Origin of the sequence: Algirhabdus cladophorae, assembly GCF_044772865.1 — a bacterium.
In the GTDB taxonomy this organism is placed as follows: domain Bacteria; phylum Pseudomonadota; class Alphaproteobacteria; order Rhodobacterales; family Rhodobacteraceae; genus Algirhabdus; species Algirhabdus cladophorae.
On record NZ_CP173029.1, the window covers coordinates 3,440,273 to 3,459,742 of the forward strand.

Consider the following 19,470-nt stretch of genomic DNA (forward strand, 5'->3'; position numbering starts at 1 on the left):
TCGACCAAGCTATTCTTTTGGAACATTTCCATTGCGACCAGCCAGTAGAACCGAAATTGTATAAGCCTGCGCAGGATCTAGCCCCGACAAAACTGCGGCCGCAACGTCAGTCTTCATTCGCGCCAAAAAACCAGCCGCAAATTCAGGATCCATCTGAGCAAACAGTTTCGCAGCATCCTTTGGTTTCATTTTCTCATAGACAGTTGCAAGTTGTGCTATGTCGTTTTCCATGGCGGTTTCTGCAACCGCTATGGTATCAGCAAGCGCCTCTTCGGCCTCAATTAACGCAGCTCTGCTGGTCTCGAAATCTGCCTCCGCTGCAGCCAAGACTTTTAAACGCGCCTCCACACGCTTTTCGGTTTGAGCTACTTTTTCTTCGCGGACCGAAAGTGCCGAAATCGCGGCAGCAACATCAACTGAAGGCATTGTGGGCTGAACCGTTCCAGGCGCTAATGCATCTTCGCGCGCGAATGCCTGCCCCGTGAAACCAGTTATACGGATTGCACCGGATCCCAAGAACAAAATCATGATGACGGTTAATGCGCCACGCGCTGTTCTTTTGCGAGTTTTACGCTGTTTCATCTGCGTTCTCCCACTACTGCCTGTGCCGGACAAACAATGCCGCATCTTGGTCAGGCGCTACTGGCTTAGGTTCATTCTGGACCGGAAGGTCATGCATTGATGCGACCAACAGTTCCAACCTTTGCGCTACTTTCTCGGCATTCTTGGTCTGCTCATCAAGAGCTTGGCCGGACATTTTGGCAGTCGTTTGGGCGTTCTCAAGCGTTTTGGTGAGATCATCCACCTGAGCCGACAAGACAGCAACGGCACCTCCGACACCTTGCTTAAGATCAGTAAACTTTGTGAGCCGCCGCGAGAGAACGAAGCAATAGAAACCGGCCGCAAAAGCCCCCGCAATCAACATTATATCAGCAATGAGTGCCATGGTTATTTCCTTAATTGAGTACGAATTCCATCACCAACAAATCATTCACCCGGTCTGGCCCAGTGACGATTTGAATGCGGCGTAACATTTGGCTGCGTAGACCTGTCAGGGCCCTTGGGTCTTCGAGTTCAGCGACACTGACTGACCTTAGGTAGCTATTCAAAACATCAACAATTCGGGGCAGCACCGTTTCAACATTTTGCTTCTCAGCGCCTTCCACCTCTAAGTTGGCCCGAAAACGCAAATGACTGTTTGCCGAATTTGGTCCGAGCGAGACAATCAGAGGGTCAAGTTCCAAAAAAGTAATCTCAGGCAGCGCCTCGAGTTCCTTTTCCGACAACTCTTCCTCACCAGCGCCATCGCCAAGAATCATCCCGGACTGGACAGCATAGAAGCCGCCACCACCAAAGAGAATCGCCATAACGAGCCCAAGAATTAGGGGCATTTTGCCTTTTTTCTTTGGTTCTTCTTCCGGTGTTTCAGTTTCATCGGCCATGGGGCTTCCTTGAATTGATTTCCTTTCATTTACCGAGATTGAGCTAACCGTTTCTTAAGATGCATCTGCAAAAACGATTTGGACAAAGGCAGAACGTCGTTTGCTTGGGAGCAGAATGTTGACCAATCTTTTATCGATCTGGAACGGATTGAATGCGCAGAAAAAGGCCGTGGCCCTTTTAGCGTCAATTGCAATTGTAGCCATGGTTGTTTCCTTGGCTAGGATGTCGACGCAACCCAGCATGTCCGTGCTGTACTCAGGATTAGAAAGCTCTGCTGCGGGGGACGTGATTTCATCACTCGAGGCACAGGGCGTGGCGTTCGAAGTGCGAGGCGCCTCGATTTATGTTCCGGCCAGTCAACGCGATTTGGCGCGTATGACCTTGGCTGGTCAGGGTCTGCCTGCAACTGGGGGCGCGGGGTACGAATTGCTGGATAACCTTTCGGGATTTGGTACGACCTCGCAAATGTTTGATGCAGCCTATTGGCGCGCAAAAGAAGGTGAGTTGGCGCGAACCATTGCGGCAAACCCAAACATCAGATCGGCGCGCGTTCATATTTCATCAGTCAGCGCATCACCCTTCGCAACGCGTCAAAATCCTACTGCATCTGTTAGCTTGGTCGCAAATGGCAACGGAGTTAGTGCCCAGCAAGCCAAAGCGTTAAAATTTCTAATCGCCTCAGCTGTTTCCGGCATGGACCCTTCAAGCGTGTCAATCATAGATGACAACGGCCGACTGGTATCCGCGGGCGAAGACGAAGCTAGCGCTGGGGGCAACAGTTCTGAACGTGCGGCCCTCCTGAAGGCCAGTGTAGAACGGTTGTTGGAGGCGCGGGTTGGGTATGGCAATGCCGTTGTTGAGGTAAGCCTTGAGACCGTAACCGAAACTGAATCAGTGGTGGAACGGCGGTTTGATCCAGAAAGCCGTGTGGCAATCAGCACCGAGGTTGAAGAACAAACCAACAGTTCTCAGGGGGCCTCCGGTGGGCAGGTCACCGTCGCATCAAACCTACCCGACGGACAGGCCGCCGAGCCAGGAAGTCAAAGCAGCCAAACCGCTCAAACTCGGGAACGTACGAATTTCGAAGTTTCTGAAATTCAGCGAGAAGTGGTGCGAGCGCCAGGCGCAATCAAGCGGATGACTGTTGCAGTTCTGGTAAATCATACACAGGCGATTGATGCAGAAGGCAACAAAGTCAGCGAAGAACGAAGTGCTGCCGAAATGACATCCTTGAACGACCTGGTCGCGTCGGCTGTGGGATTAGACGTTGATCGTGGCGACGTCTTGACCATCGAATCGCTACCTTTCGAAGCCACCGAAACAGTTGGCACGACAAATCCGTCTTCGCTGCTTTCGAACCTCAATCTGGATATAATGTCGCTTGCTCAAATGGCGACGTTGGCCGTGGTCACTCTAATCTTGGGTATGTTCGTTCTCAAACCAATCTTGACCAGTCGCAACAATGATACCAGCCCAGCCTTGCTACCGCCTGCCAGTCCACAAGAAGGAAACGCTGCTACAGCTAATGATCTTGCTGGACCCGCGTTGACTGGCGAAATTGATGATGGGCTTTTTGAGTTACCTGCCATGACACCTATGGGCGACTTTTCGGATCCCAACGGCGGGTTCGGGGGCGACGGCGGTCTGGCCCTACCAGAAGACCCAGTGGAGCGTCTGAAACAAACCATCGAGGACCGGCAGTCTGAAACTATGTCAATTTTGCAAAAATGGATGGATGAACCGGAGAAAGCGACATGATCCGAGTTTCGCTTGAAAAAGTAAAATCCAGATCGCAATCTGACACCCCGTCTGGCTCACCAGCCGTGATGGCGGGCGACGAGCAAGCAGAGGATATTCGACTTGCCGCTTTTGAAGACGGTTATCGCGCTGGCTGGGATGACGCTAGTAAGACAAATCAAGATAACCAAAACAAGCTCAGCATGGATCTGGTGCAGTGCTTTCAGGATTTTTCTTTCGGTCATGCCGAGGCCCGGCAACACGTTATAAAATCAATAGAGCCTGTCCTTAGCGAAGTTGTGGCCAAAGTACTGCCAAAAACGGCGGAACTTGCACTGGTTCCAATGGTCGTAGACGCCATCATGGATATGCTGTCAGAGGCGTCTCAACAGCCGGTGACAATCCTTGTATCGCCAGAAAACGAAACCGCTGTTTCGGGATCCTTACCAGACGATGTCGCTGAAGTTGTCCAAATCGAACCTGATCCTGTTGTGGGCTTGAACCAAGCCAGGCTCGTTGGCACATCCAAGACCGTCGAATTGGATCTCAGTAAGGCACTGCAAGATATCTCACAAATCCTACAGGATTTCTTCAAACTTGAAACTGGAGGTCAAAATGATGGCCGATGATACCCCTAACACAACTCACCCTTTCCAAGAGGTTCCGATCGAGGTTTCGATAATCATTGGGAAGGCCAAGCCAAAAATCCGCGAAATGTTGTCCCTGTCCCAAGATGACGTCTTGGCCTTGGATCGGACCGTTGATGATCCTGTCGAACTCTATGTTGGTGATAAATTGATTGCCCGCGGGGCATTGGAAGAATTACCAGAAGAACCCGGTGGAAAATTAGCAGTTCGATTGGTCGAAATCATTGCTCAAACCGACGGACGCTAGGTTATGAAATATAATGGGCTTGCCGCTGTTGGTCTGGTGTTGCTTTGCTTTGTAACCTCGGCAAATGCTCAAGATGTGTCGATTTCTCTAGGCGACCAAGACTCTCTGGCGACGCGGTCTGTCCAGTTACTAGCCCTTGTGACGATCCTCAGTCTGGTTCCCGGCATTTTGATCATGGTGACCTGTTTTCCTTTTCTGGTCACTGTACTGGCAATTTTGAGGCAAGCCATCGGTCTGCAGCAATCACCGCCCAATATGCTGATCGTCACTCTCGCACTTTTCCTGACTTATTTCATCATGGAGCCAGTTTTTCTCGAGAGCTATGAACTAGCGATCGAGCCTTTTTCCAACAATCAAATGCCGCTCGAAGAAGCGTTTGTGACCGCCCTTGAACCATTCCGCGTCTTTATGTCTGGTAGAATAGACCCAGACACCTTTTTTGTGCTGGCAGAACTGCGGCCAGATGCAGAAACGGAGTTGTCGCCTTCATCCTCGCTGTCTCTTTTGGTTCCATCGTTTCTGCTTTCCGAAATTGAACGCGCGTTTCAGATCGGGTTTATTATCTTCCTGCCGTTTCTAATCATCGATCTTGTTGTCGCAGCTGTTTTGATGTCGATGGGTATGATGATGGTTCCACCGGCGATTGTGTCGTTGCCTTTTAAGCTGGCTTTCTTTGTTGTGGCCGATGGCTGGAGCTTAATCGCCAGCAGCTTGGTGCGCAGCTACTTCTAGCCGCGCACTCTACTAAATTACCTTACAATGAACTCTGCGTGCAGGGCGCCCGCCGCCTTTACGCTCTTGAGGATATCGATCATGTCCATTGGCGAAACACCCAATGCATTCAGACCGGCTATTACCTCAGACAACGAAGCACCGTTTGGCACCTCAGCCAGGCCAGTACCGGGTTCTTGTTCGATCTGAGCATCCGTGCGCGGAACGACAACAGTTTCACCATCACTGAAGGGGTTGGGTTGAACTGCAATCGGCGCTTCCTGTATTCGTAGCGTAAGGTTCCCTTGCGAGACAGCGACCCTGGAAATACGGACGTCTTCCCCCATAACAATCGTGCCTGATCTTTGATCAACGACCACGCGTGCGCGTCTTTGGGGTTCCACCAGAATGTTCTCAATACGGCCCAAGGCGTGAGCGGGCGATCGTTGACGGGTGGCCGCTACAGATACTTCAACTGTTCCCGCGTCTAGCATCTGAGCAACACCTCTTCCAAAAGATCGGTTGATCGCTGTTTCAATACGACCAGCTGTCGTGAAATCAGGTGTCCTAAGCGCCAACCGAACCGACGTCATGTCACCAAAGTCAAACTCAACTTCACGCTCAACGCGCGCCCCAGCTGGAATGACACCGGATGTGGGAACCCCTTGGACCACACGAGCGCCTTCTCCTTCAGCCGCCACACCCCCTGCGATAATCGACCCTTGGGCGACCGCATAAATCTGACCATCTGCTGCATTCAGAGGGGTCATAATTAAAGTACCGCCGAGCAAGCTTTTGGCATCACCAATCGCAGAAACTGTAACATCAATCTTGGCCCCAGAACGTGCAAATGGCGGCAAAGCACCGGTCACAAATACAGCGGCAACGTTCTTGGGCCGGAACTGTTCGCCGGTAATATTAACGCCCAATCGTTCAAGAATATTGGACATAATGTCTTCTGTGAAAGGCGCATTTCTGATGCCATCGCCAGTTCCGTTCAAACCGACGACCAAACCATAGCCCACCAAATCGTTTCCGCGGACGCCGTCAAATTCAACCAAGTCTTTGATCCTGATCTGGTTGGCGACCAAAATATTTGGCAAAAAGATACCCAAAAATAGGGCCACAATAAGTTTTTTCATCTTAAGAAATCCGCCAATTTGAGAGATGAGAGGCGTGCTGTAACAGCATAGAGCGTCTCAAGTTGAATTTGTGTATTTTCCAGTCTGGTCGCCGTTTCATAAGCATCAACGCTGACCAGTTCGTTACGGCTGATCTCGAGGGTCGTGAGTTCAGCGGAATGTCGCGTTTTTAGATCCGAGACCAACCCCTCTTGCAGGCCAATACGCCCGCGAAGGGTGGAAAGATCAGCAGCGCCATTGAGCGTCGTTTGGACAGCGAGGTCCATGTAAACCGTCTTGGTCTCGACAGTACCGTCTGGGATTGCATCAGCTATTAACGCGCCAGCAACCAAACCCTTAAGGGCATTCGTGATAACCGGATCCAAGGCGGTTTGTCCGACCTCTATGAATTGATCGTCAGAGATTTGCATGTCGCCGCGGATCTGTGCATCACCGCCGTAAGCAAGAGTCGCAAAGCCACCAGCAGGATCGTCAAAAAACGTATTTAGGGCCGCAACTGCATCACCTACCGTTGTTACCCCAACCATATCAGCACGAACCAAATCCAAGAGATCCTCGCCAGACGGAACTGCCTTGGCATCAATCGCAATGCCAGAAAACAAAGACTGCCCTGCCGATCGCGTATTAAGGGCGGCCAGAGCTGTATCAAGACGGATTTTTACAGCTTCAGCTGTTGTATCTAACAAAGACGCGTTTGCCGCATTCTTTGTCGATAAAAGTTCGGATGATGCATCCGAAACAGCCGATTGAACTGCGTTGAGGGCGGTTTGCGTATCCTCTAAAATGCGACCGGCCTGATCCGCGTTTCGAGTGTATGACCCAAGCGTGTCTATGGTTGATTCAAGCCCTGCCAAGATCCTCAAGTTGCCCCCAAGGTGCTTTGTCAGGTTCTGATGTTGTCCCGTAGCCAGTTCACTGGCCAGAGTTTTGGTTTGGGTCTTGAGCGCGGTGTTGAATTGACGCAATTGCAGACTCTGCGCCAGATCCCCGATCGAAGTAAAAGACATGGATTAAATCCTAATTAGGGTTTGGATGAGATCGTCTATTGTCTGAATGACGCGCGCGTTGGCACCATACGCTTGCTCTATCAGCAGGAGTTTTTGCATTTGCTCATCAGTGTCTACTCCACCCTGAAGTTCTAATGCAGTGAGCGACAGATTGCGTGACTGAGCGAACGATTGAGTGTTTTCCTGTGTGTATTTTTCCAAAGTCACTTGCGACAAAAATTCAGCCGCAAGGCTTTGAACAGACTGGTCTTGGCTTGAAATTGTAGACGACGCCGGAACGCTAGGTTGCGTTAGTGCCGTGTAGGCGGCCTGTAATAGGCTTGTGTCGCCAACTGAGCCAGCAGTCACAGCACCAATGCCGTCCCGAATTCGAAAGAGAAATCCACCCGAATTGGGATTAACTGCATCGTTAACAGATATGCGTGCAGCCAAGCCCAATTCCATAGAGGGGTCCATTGCCGATCCATTGTCCGTAAAGAGACCAGCATCACCAGGCAAAAGCGTGGGATCCACCGCGCTGTCCTCGAACCGGGACATTAGATCAAGCGCCATACTATCGAGCTGCGCTTGGGTTTTGACGGCCAACTCATCACGGATAGCAAAATTTGCAGCGATTGCACCGCCATCCATTGCACGGTTATTTTCAGACAGAGCCCGGCCATTGATCGTTAGCCCGGATAGGGATCCTGCACTTAATTCCATGTCTGGCACGATTGTGTTGCTGGGCGAAAACCCAATAACTGCGGCAGGTCCATCAACCAATTGGGCCCCCCCGGTTGTCAGGAGTGCGACACGCCCATGGGCACGGGGGACTTCCCGGATAGGGACAAGTTCGGAGATACTGTCTATAACTTGCTGTCGCTGATCCAAAAGGCCCGAAACAGCTACGCCAGACAGAGATTCAGATTGGATATCTGCATTTAGGGATTCGACTTGCTTGAGCGCAGCGTTCAAAAAATTAACCTGATCGTTTATCGATCTATCAGCAATCTGTCGCTGTTGTTGAACCATATCAGACATGTCGTTCAAACGGTTCGCTAGATTAAGACTGTTGTTCAGTATTTCTTGTTGATGGGGTTCACTGTCTGGAAACGCGGTGGCCTCAAGATAACTTGCCTCAAGATCTGCAATGAGATCGGTCAAAGATCCATCCTCACCGGGAAGGCCAGCCATAGCCTCAATTTTGCTGAGGTAGCTTGCCTGTCCAGCTGCATTTCCAAGGTTTGCGTCTGAGAGGCGGCGGTCAGACAATAATCCTGCGTCGATACGACGGGTTTCCCCCACGACAGAGACGCCCCCAATACCCCCTCCAAATCGTGCCGTCAGAGAGATATCTCGTGTGCCATACCCTTCGGTCAGGGCGTTGGCGACGTTTGATGACACTATTTCTGCGCCACGTGACGCGGCTGTTAGCCCCGAAAGCGCATTAGAAAGAGATGAGGTAATAGACATTGTCTGACCTTCCCTATTTTAGAGATTAACGTTTGATATTGGTGGTTTCTTGCAGCATTTCATCCACAGTTTGGATGACTTTTGCGTTGGAGGAATACGCCCGCTGGGTCTGAATGAGACTGGTCAATTCAGCTGCAACATCTGTCGCAGATTCTTCGCGTGAGAAACTCAGAATTTCACCTGTTGGGCCATCGCCCGCGTCCCAAAGGAAGAAAGAACCACTTTCGGGTGAGGCTGAATAGGTTTGGTTGTCCATCGCAATCAGGCCATTGGGATTGGGCATATCGATCAAAGGAATCTGATAGATTGTGCGTGAAATCCCAATGTCAAAGAACGCGCGAACCATACCATTTTCGTCGACTTCAACAGAGGTCATATTGCCAACAGGAGACCCGTCTTTTTGGATAGAGACTGGCGCAAAGTTGTCCGACAGCTGGCTTAAGCCAGTGCTATCACCTGGGGCCCCAATCGACACTGTTATTGGACCGCCATCAACTATAATCTCAAACGTTCCCGCAACAGGATCATAGGCGCCGCCAGGGGATCCGCCCACTGCTGCGACAGAAGAGATCGTGCCACCCGAGGTTCGACTGTCGTCAAAATCGATCGTGTATTCACCGACAACGGTACCAGAAGAGGCCGAATCTGTCAGGACCATGTTCCATTGGTTTGAGGATGGTGCGACGGTCGTGTTGGGCGTGAACTGAACGGTCAGACTTTGAGACGTACCAAGGTTGTCAAAGTATTCCACTGACAGTTCTTCTGTGTCCCCTGCGCCACCGAATTCTGTTTCAGTTGCAGGCAAATTAACACCCAAAGACATTTGGGTTGTTGGCTCGCCACCAAACTGGTTCACGTTGATTTGGATAGGTTCCAATCCATCCGCTGTGTCGCGTGGATAGGTTGGGATAGTGCCGTCAGCGTTGGCCGGCCAACCCATAAGAACAAGCCCAGTATCCGTTCTTAAGATACCCTCAGCATCAGTTCGAAAGGATCCAGTCGTTGTAAACATCATCGGCACATCGCCGTTGTTTACTTCCACATCCGTTGCGTTGGTGACCGGCAACATCCCACGACCCCGGACAGACAAATCTGTTGGGTTACTGGTGGTGACCAATGGCCCGCGTTCATCAATGAGGCGCATGTTGGTCACGCGCACACCACCGGCGGAGTATTTGCCAGCTGTGCCGGAAGCCTCTGTTGTCACCATCGAATGGAAATCGGTAGTAACCCGTTTATACCCAAATGTACCCGAGTTTGCGATGTTGTCAGAAATAGACGCAAGGCGGCTGGCATTGGCGTTCAAACCAGCTACCCCTGCGTTTAGCGAAGAAGATATCGTCATGATGAGCCTTTCTGCTGCAACGAAGTTCAATCGTTGCCACAGTTAGGCCTTGGACTTTAACGGCGGGCTAACAGATAAAATTAGCTCTATTTTCAAAGATCAATCTGATCGCAGCAAAATGACTTCTAATCTGTTGTTGCGACGGTCCAGTGGATTGGGGCTGACCAATTCACGATCAGCATGCCCGACCACGCGTTTGATACGGGCGCTGTCCAGCTCTTCTTCGACAAGTAATTGTCGCATGGATTGAGACTGCCCTAGCGACGCTTCCCAAGTACGATCTGTTCGCGCAACAATAGGCTGCATGCGCACGTGGGCCTCGACGGCCACACCGTTAGTGACCAGATCAAACATTGGGACCAAAACCTCGGCAATCGCTACCAAAAGATCCGTAGGTGTCAGGCCGTCTTGTTCAAACAAGAAGGCTGTTTGGGTCTCGAAAATTTCGATGACCAGGCCTTCGTCGGTGACCTTTGTAACGATATGTTTCAGCAGTTCGTTGGCTTCAAAACTTTCACCACCGAGACCAAGGAGAGCCTCTTCGATCTTGCCGAATTCTTCTTCGTCCTTACCGCTGGCGTCTTGGGCGCTGGGATCGTTGGGCGTGCCAGGGGGCAAGGGCAAAGCCACCATGCCCCCAGTGCCGGATTGCGGCAAAATAGTTTCAGAAAGCGTACTGGTGCCGCCAAAAGCGCCATCGCCGCCACCGGAGATACGGTTCACAGGTATGGTCGGGGTAAAGTAATCCGCCAGACCTTTGCGTTGTTTTTCAGTTGTTGCGTTCAACAGCCACATCAGCATGAAGAAAGCCATCATAGCAGTTACAAAGTCGGCATAAGCCACTTTCCAAGCGCCACCGTGATGACCATCGCCACCAACAACTTTCTTCTTTTTGATGATGACTGGCGCAAGATTCTGCGCTGCCATTTCCACCACCTTTTCAATTCACCCACGGCTGAACTTAGGGGGAAGGGGTGAAGGACAGCTTAACGGCGCTTGGGGTTATAGCTCGAATGTTAACTATCTGGTGGCAAGGCACCCGCAAATGTCAGCGCCGCCCGCGCCCTACTTGCCTACATAAAATAATGACCGGCAAGAGCCCAATCGCGACAATGACCAAGCTGGGAACGGCTGCCCCTTCCAAACGCTCGTCCGAGGCTAGACGATACGCCTGAACTGCTAGTGTATCGTAATTGAAGGGCCGCATGATCAAAGTGGCTGGCAACTCTTTCATTACATCAACAAAGACGATCAACACGGCAGTCAACAGGCTGGGCTTGATAATCGGTATATGAATGCGGCGCACCACGCCCCATGTGTTTTGGCCCAGCACACGGGCAGCAGCATCGATGTTGTGATTAACCGCGACGATCCCACCCTCATAGGCTCCTAAAGCTGCTGCCAAAAAGCGGATCATATAGGCAATGATCAAAACCCAGATTGATCCGGTGAACAGCAATCCAGTTGAAATCCCAAAAGTGGACCGCATGATGGAGTCTAATTGGTTATCAAACGCTGCAAAGGGCACCAATAGGCCAACTGCGATGACCCCTCCCGGCACGGCATATCCCAAGCGACCAGTATAGAGGGCCACTGACCCAAAACGGCTTCGGCTAAGACGTCGAAAACTGCCTAGAATAACAGCTGCCGTCACAGTCATTAGAGCCGCAACGCTGGCCAATGTGAGCGAGTTTTGGATGAAACGCATGTAGCGTGGGCTGAACAGATCCTGCTCAGATTGAAGGGCCATACTGCCAAGCGCTACAACTGGGATAACAACACCCAGGAGGACAGGACCCAAACAGGCGATAAACGCCAGAGTGTTATGCCGACCCTTCAGAGCGATACGAGCCATCCCATGAGTATCGCGTCCCGTATCATAGCGCGCATTGCCGCGACTTGCCCGTTCAACACCTGCGAGAAACAACGCAAAGATAAGCAGACCAAGGGAGAGTTGTGCGGCAGCAGCCCGGTCAGCCATGGAAAACCAGCTTGTGTAAATGCCTGTCGCAAAGGTTTGCACAGAAAAATAGGATACGGTTCCAAAATCAGCGATCGTTTCCATCGCAGCCAGCAGGACGCCTGCAGCAATAGCCGGGCGCGCCATGGGCAAGGACACGTGCCAGAACGCAGCAGGAGGGGATTTGCCCAACGCACGGGCGGCAAGGAAAGTCTTTGCCGTGTGACCCGAAAACGAGGCGCGTGCCAAAAGATACACATAAGGATACAGAACAAGGATCAGCATGACGGCGGCACCGCCCAAGGATCGTATCTCAGGGAACCAATAGTCACGCGGACCCCAGCCCATCACATCCCTTAGGGTAGATTGAACGATCCCCGGGTGATCCAAAATATGTGTATACGCATAAGCCAAGACATACGCCGGAAAGGCCAAGGGCAAGACCAGCCCAACCTCTAACCAACGCCTGCCTGTGAATTCAGTCATCGTTACAAGCCAACCAGCACCAGTCCCGATCAACCCAGTGCCAAGCACAACCAAGACCACCAAAACTAAAGTGTTCGTAGTGTAACCTAGCAAAACAGTATCAAACAAATGGCGCAGCGTTTCAGCCGAGCCCGTCAATGCCGCCAGCAAAACGCCAAAATGCGGCAACACACAGATAATTGCGATAACAAATGTCAGCGCACTGAGACCTTTGGTCATGGCAATCTTAGAAAACAAACACTTGTCCCTTCAGAGTCGTACAGTCTCTAAAGCATCTTGTTCCGGGGGAACAGCGATTTGGCGAGTGTTTTTGTAAGGTACTTCTGAAAAAAGACGCTGACTATTTGCCAGCGTCCTCCTTGGGCGCCTCTTCCTGCGTGCTGCTAACGGCATCACTTTCGACGATGTCACCTGCGTCCACATCTTCTACTTCGACGGGCAACACCTCTTCTTGGGCACCGACAAGCATCGGCAACATCTGGGTCGAACTTGGAACGATTTCGGCCTCCGGTGGGCTGACCCAAGACAGGGTGTCAAAGGACTTACAATTTGAACAAGTTGGCGCCCATGTCCCGTGGACATGCTGACAGTTCTGGCAGACCCATTTCGGACCACGCGGCGCGTTCAAGGCTTTGGTCAGCCAGCCGCGGACGACAACATCCTCGGCCCCTTCCCCGCGCTCTACCGCAGCCATAATCGTCAAATTGCGTGCCGTTGGTTCGCTTTCAACTAGATCTACAACAGTACGGCGCGCCTGCGGAAAATCCTCGGCAGCGATATATAATTCTGCCATCATCATCTTGGTTTCAGGATGATCCGGTTGCGATTTGGTCAACGTTTTGAACCGTTTGATACGGGCCTGCGCTGTTTCCTCAGGTTCTATTGCAGCATAGGCGGATGCCAACTCGGGGTGCGGTTGCACATCCCATGCCTTTTTCAAAACACGACCTGCATAGCGCTTTTTATCCTGCGCAATATAGGACTGTGCGGCCATCACGGCGGCTGGGATTAAATCAGGGGACAGACGATTCGCCTCAATCGCTGCCTCTTGTGCCTCGATGTCCTTGTCTTGATCGATGATCTCACGGGCTTGCGACAGAGCAAGAACGGCATCACGGCGCTTGTGCACATCACGTGGCAATGAGCCGTGCTGCAACTTAGCGTTCAGTGTTTTACGCGCGCCTGCCCAGTCTTCGGTTTCAGCCTGCAGCTTGAGCAGGATGTCTTGCGTTTCCTCATGCTTTGGCTTGATTGCAAATGCTTTCTCGGCCAACGCCAAAGCGGTATCAGTTTCACCCGCTGCCAGCTTTTGCTTCATGATACCGCGCACACCGACAAATCGCGTGCGATCGTCTGTGAGCAATTGTTTGTAAACTGTTTCAGCCTTTTGTTTGTCGCCTGCCATTTCAGCCGCTTGCGCTGTCAGCAGGTTCGTCAGTTCGGGACGGTTGAGATATTTCTGGGCCTTTGTGGCCTTGGCCATCGCCAGACGCCCCTCACCTGATGCAAGGGCCAACATCCCCTCTGAGAGGGCTTGAAATCCCTTGCGTTCACGGTTGCGGCTGAAATAGCGCGAAATGGCCGTTTCATCGCCATTGATGAACTTCAAAACCGCAATCAACAGACCCAAAAGTTTGAGACCGATCCAAACGGCAGCAACCAACAGGACAATCGCGATCACTGATTTCAATGCATCCAATTGGTATTCGTTGCCACCAAATGTGATCAAAATACCATCGTTCATTTCCATAAGTTGACCTGCGCCAAAGGCAGCAGCGGCAACCAAAACAACAAACACCAAAATCTTGATCAACGACCACAACATATCAAAACGTCCTTAATTCGTAGCGAGCGCTGTATCGAGCGCGTTTAATGCATTAACAGCTTCCAACCGCCGGGTGGCAGATCCTGTCCAATCGGACAAAGCGGCGCGCCCAACTTCTGGCAGTACTTCTATTTCGGCAAGCGCGTCAGTCAGGTTTCCAGCCTTTACCGAGGCCTCGACGCGGGACAACACAGCGTCCGCATCATTGCCTTCACGTGGCTCAACCGAACGCGCACCCGTTTGCGCCCGCAGGAAATTGGCCAAACGACTGCCTGTTGCGTTCCCATCTGCATCCTCTGCCCGCACTATAGCTAGCGCAGCACGCGCTTGGTCTGCGAAACTTTCCTGAAGATCGCCAAGCGGCGGGATCCCAGTGGCAGCACTATCGGATAAAGCGACAGGGATTTCAGCGTCTGTATTTTGTGCCAGATCTGCCAAAGCGTCCTCAAATGGCTTGCCTGTTTCGGCTGCGATTTTGAGTTGGCCCATCGCCGCGCGCGCGGTTTCCAAACGGGCTGCATTACGTGCCGCGTCTTCAATAGCAGCTGCATCCTGAGCAGCAGCTTGAAGATCAGTCTTTTGATCTTGGACAAGGTCGCGCAGCGCCTGCATTTCAGATTCCAGGGCCAACATCGACACCGAAGCCCCCTCACCGCTGGCCGCGGGCAGGCTTTCCAAGGCAGCCACGCGCCCATCCAGTGCTTCAAGGCTTGCGGCCATTTGAGTTAGTTGTGTTTCCAAACCACTAAGGCCCGCGTCTAAATCTTGCGAAGTCAAGGCAGCCGCGACATCTGCTTGGATAGCTGTCACATCATCGCCCACCGCCTGCAAAGCACGCTGCTGTTCACGTTGCGCAGCCTCAACGCCGTCGTTGATATTGGCATAGCCAAAGTAGGCGGCACCGTACCCAATGACCCCAGCGACCAAACCACCCAAAAACAACGGTGCAAAGCCAGCTTTTTTGACGATTGTTTGCTGCACCGGGGCAGCCACTACAGGTTCAGGTGAGGTATCTTTGGGCTCTACTGTCTCAGGTTCAACCGTATCTGCTTCGCCCGTTCCGACCTCAGCGTCTTTATCCTGTGAGGCCTCCATGATCTCGGCATCTTCGACAATCACTTGGGTATCATCGGGGCCTTTTGTGTCATCGGGCGATACTTCAGTTGACTTTGCGTCTGCAACGCTCTCTTCCGTCGGCGCTTTGTCGTTTTGATCTTGTTCTGTCTTGTCTTGCACCTGATCACCCTTCTCGAATCTGTCGCGTCGCACGCACCCTGCCCAGTCGGTAGCCTAAACAGACTGGGACTATCACTCAACCTCCCTTGACGTCGCAAGTTCCAAGGACACTGCATTGGCCATAGCCAGCGCATTCGGCGCCTCGGCCAAGGTTACGGGGCCCAGCCCAGACTGCAATATGACCGCTTGCACTGTCGGGCTGATCGCGATGAAACGCGGCGAAACTGTAAAATCTACTAACCATTTGCACAGGATATGGGCAGAGCGCGCAGAAAAGACGGGGAAAATGACGCCAGGGCGACCCTCAATCGTTTCTTGCAAATTTTCTGGTATCGGATTTTCGACTTGATCATAGGCGATGACCTCACTGGTGGGGCACCCCTGACCAGTCAAACGTCCTGCAATATTGCCAACGGTATGCTGACCCCTGATGTGTACAAATTTGGTAAACTTAGTCTGGCTCATAATGTGCCTGATCAAAGCATCCGCATCACCATCCCCTCTGGTGGCGTTACATCCTCGTGCAATCGCATGATCCAGCGTCTTTTGACCCACACAAAACGCCGCACGATCTGTCAAGTCGTCCGTCAGTGCATCAACCCCGTAGGTCGAGGTAAAAATTAACGCTTCGTCCGGGGTGAAGTCCAATTTGTTTTCGTGAAAGCGAACGGTAAAAACAGGGGAAACCTGTGCATCGAAATCTCCGTCCAACATATCCAAAAAGCGGGCAGCGTCCTCGGCCGGGCGAGTCAAAAAAACCAAAGGTTTGTTGGGTATGGGCAAAAAGGGCCGCCATTGTTTGTCCTGCAACCAGATGCTACCCCCATCCCCAATTACTGGCAAGCAATGGTCCCGATGCAAAAAGCCACACATATCCTTGGTATCGAAAGCAGCTGTGATGACACTGCAGCAGCAATTTTGCGCGTCACAGATACTGGACCAATTGTGTTGTCTTCGGTTGTTGTGGGGCAAACTGGCCTACACAAGGACTACGGCGGGGTCGTTCCGGAAATCGCAGCGCGCGCTCATGTTGAACGCGTCGACCACTGTATCGAAGACGCGCTTGATCAAGCCAGTCTTTCGTTGACCGAAATAGACGCTATTGCCGCCACAGCTGGCCCTGGATTGATTGGTGGTGTGTTATCGGGATTGATGTCTGCCAAAGCATTGGCGAGTGCATTGGGCAAACCACTGATTGCCGTGAACCATCTGGCGGGCCACGCTCTGACGCCACGGCTGACCGATCAGATCGCATACCCTTATTTGATGCTGTTGGTTTCTGGAGGTCACTGCCAATTCTTGGTCGTGCACGCCCATGATGACTTTACCCGTTTGGGCGGAACGATTGACGATGCACCCGGTGAGGCCTTCGATAAGGTTGCAAAACTCTTGGGTCTGCCACAACCCGGTGGGCCATCTGTTCAGGCTCTTGCTGAAAAAGGAAGCGCCGCGGCTTTCCAACTTCCTAGGCCTTTGCTGGATCGTCCGGGGTGCGATATGTCCTTTTCTGGTCTCAAGACTGCAGTTCTCAGAGCGCGTGATGCCGTCGTAACCCAGCATGGTGGATTGCCTGAACAGCATCGTGCAGATCTGTGTTGTGCCTTCCAAACTGCGGTGACGGACGTGTTGGCCGAAAAATCCCGCCGTGCTCTTGTCACTTATCTCGACTTAGACCCGTCGCAGCCTGTTCTTGCTGTGGCTGGCGGAGTGGCCGCAAATACGCAAATTCGCGCCAAGTTAGAGTCTATTTCAGCCGAGATGAATGTCAGGTTTATTGCCCCACCGCTTTCATTATGTACCGACAATGCGGCCATGATCGCCTATGCTGGATACGCACAATTTCAACATGACCAAACAGCTGAAATGACCGTTTCAGCGCGCCCTCGTTGGCCTCTAGATACGATCAGCGCACCGCTTTTGGGGTCTGGCAAAAAAGGAGCCAAAGCATGAATATTGGTATCATCGGCGCAGGGGCTTTTGGTACTGGCTTGGCCAATGCTTTGGCTACGCAAAACCCGATCAGCCTTTGGGGCCGCGACGCGCAATTGATCGAAACCATGCAGAGCGAACGCGAAAACGCAAGGCGTTTGCCGGGGGTTGTCCTGCACCCAAACGTCACTTGCACACACTCCCTTGTGCATGGCCTTCAAGCTGACGTTTTGCTTCTATGCCTTCCGACCCAACAATTGGCGGCCTTTGTTCAAAATAATGCAAACAAGCTTGCAGGAAAAATCCTGATCGCCTGTTGCAAGGGTGTAGATCTGGCAACCGGAAAAGGACCGGTTGATGTAATACACTCAATCCTTCCAACTGCCTCTGCTGGCATTTTGACGGGCCCTAGTTTCGCGATTGATATCGCCAAAGGACTGCCAACCGCACTGACACTGGCCATGGATGACAGCGATTTAGTGCTGGAAGTACAGCGCGCTTTATCCACGTCCAACTTACGTCTTTACACAACCGATGACGTGCAAGGGGCACAGTTGGGAGGCGCCCTCAAGAACGTGATTGCCATAGGATGTGGTGCAATCATGGGGGCTGGTTTGGGCGACAGTGCCCGGGCTGCTTTGATAACGCGCGGATTTGCCGAAACTCAAAGATTTGCAGATGCCATGGGTGCCCGGCCTGAAACCTTGTCTGGATTATCTGGTTTTGGTGATATGACCCTGACATGTACCTGTGATAAATCTCGCAATTACCGGTTTGGGTATGCGATGGGCGCAGGAACAGAATGGACTTCGACCGAAACGGTTGAAGGTAGATCGACGGCGTATGCGGTAAAAGCTATCGCCGCCTCTAAGAATATTGATATGCCTATCGCCCAAACCCTGTGCGCCCTAATGGACGGGGATATCACATTACAGCAAGCAACAGTGGCGCTCCTGTCGCGGCCACTCACACAGGAGTAATCAAATGAAAGTTGCCTTGATCGCCAAAGATAAACCTGATGCGATACACATTCGTATGGCCACCCGCGACGCCCATGTGGCCTATTTGAAATCCAATGCCTGTGTAGAACAGGCAGGGCCATTAATGGATGATATTGGCCAAATGATCGGATCGCTGATTATCCTTGATGTGGAAGACGTCGCAGCCGCACAGGTTTTTGCAGACAACGACCCCTACAAACACGCTGACCTTTTTGCTTCAGTTGAGTTAATCCCTTGGAATCGGGTGATTGGCTAATGACCTACTGGTTGTTCAAATCTGAGCCTAACGTTTGGTCATGGCAGGACCAAGTCGCCAAGGGGGACGTTGGCGAGGAATGGGATGGCGTTCGCAACTATCAGGCGCGCAATTTCATGCGTCAGATGGCGTTAGGTGACAAAGGATTTTTCTATCATTCCCAAAAGGAAAAAGCCGTCGTTGGCCTTGTTGAAGTTTGCGCCACTGCGCATCCCGACAGCACAACAACAGACGACCGTTGGGATTGTGTTGATATCAAAGCGATCAAACCTTTGGTCACACCCGTGACACTACAGATGTGCAAAGAAACCGAAGGCCTTGAAAGCATGGTCTTGGTCAATAATTCGCGCCTGTCAGTGCAGCCCGTTACCCCAGAGGAATGGGAAATCGTTTGTGCGCTGGGCGGTATCTAGGTTGTCGGCGCTAAAGTTGCGGGTGAAAAAAGTACACCGAACTGCTCACACCAGATAACCACTGACCCATAGTCTGACGCAGTGACATCCTCTGGAATGACATAGGTTTGATCGCCCTTATTGCCTTTCAATCGACCTAATGAAACCCATGTGCTGGCTTTGACGTCAGCGGATGTTTCCGGCGATGGCTCTGTAACCAGCCAAACCTCTAGATCCGGGCCGTTGGTGACTTCGAAATCTGTCAAACGTAGCAGTTGAGTGCCTGCGGCCGATACCAGAACAGATGCCATACCTTGTCCCTTGTGGACACTATCTGCATCAGTGAACGTGCCTTCGGCAGCTTTCGTCAGCATCAATTCAGCTGGCAGAGCCTCGGATACTTCGTTGTCGATCCATAGGGGCGACGCCAGATACCAAAAGGCGTTCCCAGCAACAAAGCCTAAAATGAAGACCGGCAAGGCTATTTTGAGAAATCGGATCATATTGTCCCCCCTAAGTACGATGGGGCAAAGATTGCCACATATTCCAGGGTCAGACCATCGATACCTTGATGGACTAATCAGATATCATGAAAAAGGGGTCTCAGCCAAAAAGCCAAGACCCCATAACATCACCCCAGTGCTCCCACGCACG

At 51.9% G+C, this 19,470-nt stretch carries 21 protein-coding genes; 8 read left to right on the plus strand and 13 right to left on the minus strand.

The window, feature by feature from the left end; all coding sequences use genetic code 11:
* Positions 1-9 precede the first annotated feature (9 nt).
* From ACIRQ6_RS16705 to ACIRQ6_RS16715, 3 genes are read right to left on the minus strand one after another with little or no spacing between them, the layout of a single operon-like run.
* Positions 10-582 (minus strand): MotE family protein, encoded by a 573-nt coding sequence (locus ACIRQ6_RS16705; RefSeq protein ID WP_420861741.1) that lies wholly within the window; start codon positions 580-582, stop codon positions 10-12.
* 13 nt (positions 583-595) lie between these two features.
* Entirely contained in the window at positions 596-946 is a 351-nt protein-coding gene (locus ACIRQ6_RS16710; protein ID WP_420861742.1) for a hypothetical protein, read from the minus strand.
* Positions 947-956: 10 nt separating this feature from the next.
* Positions 957-1,442: a flagellar basal body-associated FliL family protein gene (locus ACIRQ6_RS16715; protein WP_420861743.1), complete on the minus strand. Its 486-nt coding sequence runs from the start codon at positions 1,440-1,442 to the stop codon at positions 957-959.
* A gap of 115 nt (positions 1,443-1,557) precedes the next feature.
* Between ACIRQ6_RS16715 and fliF the strand changes: the two genes are divergently transcribed.
* Genes fliF through fliP form a run of 4 tightly spaced genes read left to right on the plus strand, consistent with a single transcriptional unit; the run spans position 1,558 to position 4,806 of the window.
* The gene (fliF, locus tag ACIRQ6_RS16720; RefSeq protein WP_420861744.1) at positions 1,558-3,201 is read left to right on the plus strand and encodes a flagellar basal-body MS-ring/collar protein FliF; all 1,644 of its coding nucleotides are present in this window, start codon (positions 1,558-1,560) and stop codon (positions 3,199-3,201) included.
* A complete protein-coding gene (locus ACIRQ6_RS16725) occupies positions 3,198-3,809 on the plus strand; it encodes a hypothetical protein (RefSeq protein WP_420861745.1) in 612 nt (203 codons plus the stop codon). The genes fliF and ACIRQ6_RS16725 overlap by 4 nt, the downstream gene beginning before the upstream one ends.
* Complete coding sequence (locus ACIRQ6_RS16730; RefSeq protein ID WP_420863926.1) at positions 3,799-4,074, plus strand: FliM/FliN family flagellar motor switch protein; 276 nt, start codon at positions 3,799-3,801, stop codon at positions 4,072-4,074. Before ACIRQ6_RS16725 ends, ACIRQ6_RS16730 begins: the two co-directional genes overlap by 11 nt.
* A 3-nt stretch (positions 4,075-4,077) precedes the next feature.
* Positions 4,078-4,806, plus strand: coding sequence for a flagellar type III secretion system pore protein FliP (gene fliP, locus ACIRQ6_RS16735; RefSeq protein ID WP_420861746.1), 729 nt, complete (start codon positions 4,078-4,080; stop codon positions 4,804-4,806).
* A gap of 17 nt (positions 4,807-4,823) precedes the next feature.
* Here the strand turns inward: fliP and ACIRQ6_RS16740 are convergent, their stop codons facing one another.
* The 9 genes from ACIRQ6_RS16740 to ACIRQ6_RS16780 form a co-directional block, all read right to left on the minus strand.
* The gene (locus ACIRQ6_RS16740) at positions 4,824-5,927 is read right to left on the minus strand and encodes a flagellar basal body P-ring protein FlgI (protein WP_420861748.1); all 1,104 of its coding nucleotides are present in this window, start codon (positions 5,925-5,927) and stop codon (positions 4,824-4,826) included.
* Positions 5,924-6,934, minus strand: a complete 1,011-nt coding sequence (locus tag ACIRQ6_RS16745) for a flagellin (RefSeq protein WP_420861749.1) — start codon at positions 6,932-6,934, stop codon at positions 5,924-5,926. The genes ACIRQ6_RS16740 and ACIRQ6_RS16745 overlap by 4 nt, the downstream gene beginning before the upstream one ends.
* A 3-nt stretch (positions 6,935-6,937) precedes the next feature.
* Positions 6,938-8,386 carry a flagellar hook-associated protein FlgK gene (gene flgK / locus ACIRQ6_RS16750; protein WP_420861750.1) on the minus strand — a complete coding sequence of 483 codons (1,449 nt, stop codon included), beginning with the start codon at positions 8,384-8,386 and terminating at the stop codon, positions 6,938-6,940.
* Positions 8,387-8,411: 25 nt separating this feature from the next.
* Complete coding sequence (locus ACIRQ6_RS16755; RefSeq protein ID WP_420861751.1) at positions 8,412-9,731, minus strand: flagellar hook protein FlgE; 1,320 nt, start codon at positions 9,729-9,731, stop codon at positions 8,412-8,414.
* Positions 9,732-9,830: 99 nt separating this feature from the next.
* On the minus strand, positions 9,831-10,658 hold the full coding sequence (locus tag ACIRQ6_RS16760; RefSeq protein WP_420861752.1) for a flagellar motor protein MotB: 828 nt from the start codon (positions 10,656-10,658) through the stop codon (positions 9,831-9,833).
* Between the two features lie 121 nt (positions 10,659-10,779).
* Positions 10,780-12,396: an ABC transporter permease gene (locus ACIRQ6_RS16765; RefSeq protein ID WP_420861753.1), complete on the minus strand. Its 1,617-nt coding sequence runs from the start codon at positions 12,394-12,396 to the stop codon at positions 10,780-10,782.
* A gap of 121 nt (positions 12,397-12,517) precedes the next feature.
* Complete coding sequence (locus ACIRQ6_RS16770; RefSeq protein ID WP_420861754.1) at positions 12,518-14,002, minus strand: heme biosynthesis protein HemY; 1,485 nt, start codon at positions 14,000-14,002, stop codon at positions 12,518-12,520.
* 12 nt (positions 14,003-14,014) lie between these two features.
* Positions 14,015-15,238 (minus strand): COG4223 family protein, encoded by a 1,224-nt coding sequence (locus ACIRQ6_RS16775; protein WP_420861755.1) that lies wholly within the window; start codon positions 15,236-15,238, stop codon positions 14,015-14,017.
* Positions 15,239-15,310: 72 nt separating this feature from the next.
* Positions 15,311-16,000 carry a uroporphyrinogen-III synthase gene (locus tag ACIRQ6_RS16780; RefSeq protein WP_420861756.1) on the minus strand — a complete coding sequence of 230 codons (690 nt, stop codon included), beginning with the start codon at positions 15,998-16,000 and terminating at the stop codon, positions 15,311-15,313.
* A gap of 93 nt (positions 16,001-16,093) precedes the next feature.
* Here ACIRQ6_RS16780 and tsaD point away from each other — a divergent pair, with 93 nt between their 5' ends.
* Genes tsaD through ACIRQ6_RS16800 form a run of 4 tightly spaced genes read left to right on the plus strand, consistent with a single transcriptional unit; the run spans position 16,094 to position 18,837 of the window.
* Positions 16,094-17,188 carry a tRNA (adenosine(37)-N6)-threonylcarbamoyltransferase complex transferase subunit TsaD gene (tsaD, locus tag ACIRQ6_RS16785; RefSeq protein ID WP_420861757.1) on the plus strand — a complete coding sequence of 365 codons (1,095 nt, stop codon included), beginning with the start codon at positions 16,094-16,096 and terminating at the stop codon, positions 17,186-17,188.
* Positions 17,185-18,147, plus strand: a complete 963-nt coding sequence (locus ACIRQ6_RS16790) for an NAD(P)H-dependent glycerol-3-phosphate dehydrogenase (RefSeq protein WP_420861758.1) — start codon at positions 17,185-17,187, stop codon at positions 18,145-18,147. Before tsaD ends, ACIRQ6_RS16790 begins: the two co-directional genes overlap by 4 nt.
* 4 nt (positions 18,148-18,151) lie before the next feature.
* On the plus strand, positions 18,152-18,424 hold the full coding sequence (locus tag ACIRQ6_RS16795) for a YciI family protein (protein WP_420861759.1): 273 nt from the start codon (positions 18,152-18,154) through the stop codon (positions 18,422-18,424).
* Complete coding sequence (locus tag ACIRQ6_RS16800) at positions 18,424-18,837, plus strand: EVE domain-containing protein (RefSeq protein WP_420861760.1); 414 nt, start codon at positions 18,424-18,426, stop codon at positions 18,835-18,837. Before ACIRQ6_RS16795 ends, ACIRQ6_RS16800 begins: the two co-directional genes overlap by 1 nt.
* Here the strand turns inward: ACIRQ6_RS16800 and ACIRQ6_RS16805 are convergent.
* Positions 18,834-19,319 (minus strand): DM13 domain-containing protein, encoded by a 486-nt coding sequence (locus tag ACIRQ6_RS16805; RefSeq protein ID WP_420861761.1) that lies wholly within the window; start codon positions 19,317-19,319, stop codon positions 18,834-18,836. The two genes, ACIRQ6_RS16800 and ACIRQ6_RS16805, sit on opposite strands and share 4 nt — an antisense overlap.
* Positions 19,320-19,470: the final 151 nt, after the last annotated feature.

What these genes read in the sequence shown, in the direction of transcription:
- ACIRQ6_RS16770 (WP_420861754.1), bottom strand. Translation starts at nt 14,002, where the DNA reads ATGTTGTGGTCGTTGATCAAGATTTTGGTGTTTGTTGTTTTGGTTGCC.
- ACIRQ6_RS16740 (WP_420861748.1), bottom strand. Translation starts at nt 5,927, where the DNA reads ATGAAAAAACTTATTGTGGCCCTATTTTTGGGTATCTTTTTGCCAAAT.
- flgK (WP_420861750.1), bottom strand. Translation starts at nt 8,386, where the DNA reads ATGTCTATTACCTCATCTCTTTCTAATGCGCTTTCGGGGCTAACAGCC.
- ACIRQ6_RS16795 (WP_420861759.1), top strand. Translation starts at nt 18,152, where the DNA reads ATGAAAGTTGCCTTGATCGCCAAAGATAAACCTGATGCGATACACATT.
- ACIRQ6_RS16715 (WP_420861743.1), bottom strand. Translation starts at nt 1,442, where the DNA reads ATGGCCGATGAAACTGAAACACCGGAAGAAGAACCAAAGAAAAAAGGC.
- ACIRQ6_RS16725 (WP_420861745.1), top strand. Translation starts at nt 3,198, where the DNA reads ATGATCCGAGTTTCGCTTGAAAAAGTAAAATCCAGATCGCAATCTGAC.
- tsaD (WP_420861757.1), top strand. Translation starts at nt 16,094, where the DNA reads ATGCAAAAAGCCACACATATCCTTGGTATCGAAAGCAGCTGTGATGAC.
- ACIRQ6_RS16745 (WP_420861749.1), bottom strand. Translation starts at nt 6,934, where the DNA reads ATGTCTTTTACTTCGATCGGGGATCTGGCGCAGAGTCTGCAATTGCGT.
- ACIRQ6_RS16705 (WP_420861741.1), bottom strand. Translation starts at nt 582, where the DNA reads ATGAAACAGCGTAAAACTCGCAAAAGAACAGCGCGTGGCGCATTAACC.
- ACIRQ6_RS16790 (WP_420861758.1), top strand. Translation starts at nt 17,185, where the DNA reads ATGAATATTGGTATCATCGGCGCAGGGGCTTTTGGTACTGGCTTGGCC.
- ACIRQ6_RS16755 (WP_420861751.1), bottom strand. Translation starts at nt 9,731, where the DNA reads ATGACGATATCTTCTTCGCTAAACGCAGGGGTAGCTGGTTTGAACGCC.
- ACIRQ6_RS16800 (WP_420861760.1), top strand. Translation starts at nt 18,424, where the DNA reads ATGACCTACTGGTTGTTCAAATCTGAGCCTAACGTTTGGTCATGGCAG.
- ACIRQ6_RS16730 (WP_420863926.1), top strand. Translation starts at nt 3,799, where the DNA reads ATGGCCGATGATACCCCTAACACAACTCACCCTTTCCAAGAGGTTCCG.
- ACIRQ6_RS16710 (WP_420861742.1), bottom strand. Translation starts at nt 946, where the DNA reads ATGGCACTCATTGCTGATATAATGTTGATTGCGGGGGCTTTTGCGGCC.
- fliP (WP_420861746.1), top strand. Translation starts at nt 4,078, where the DNA reads ATGAAATATAATGGGCTTGCCGCTGTTGGTCTGGTGTTGCTTTGCTTT.
- fliF (WP_420861744.1), top strand. Translation starts at nt 1,558, where the DNA reads ATGTTGACCAATCTTTTATCGATCTGGAACGGATTGAATGCGCAGAAA.
- ACIRQ6_RS16760 (WP_420861752.1), bottom strand. Translation starts at nt 10,658, where the DNA reads ATGGCAGCGCAGAATCTTGCGCCAGTCATCATCAAAAAGAAGAAAGTT.
- ACIRQ6_RS16805 (WP_420861761.1), bottom strand. Translation starts at nt 19,319, where the DNA reads ATGATCCGATTTCTCAAAATAGCCTTGCCGGTCTTCATTTTAGGCTTT.
- ACIRQ6_RS16765 (WP_420861753.1), bottom strand. Translation starts at nt 12,396, where the DNA reads ATGACCAAAGGTCTCAGTGCGCTGACATTTGTTATCGCAATTATCTGT.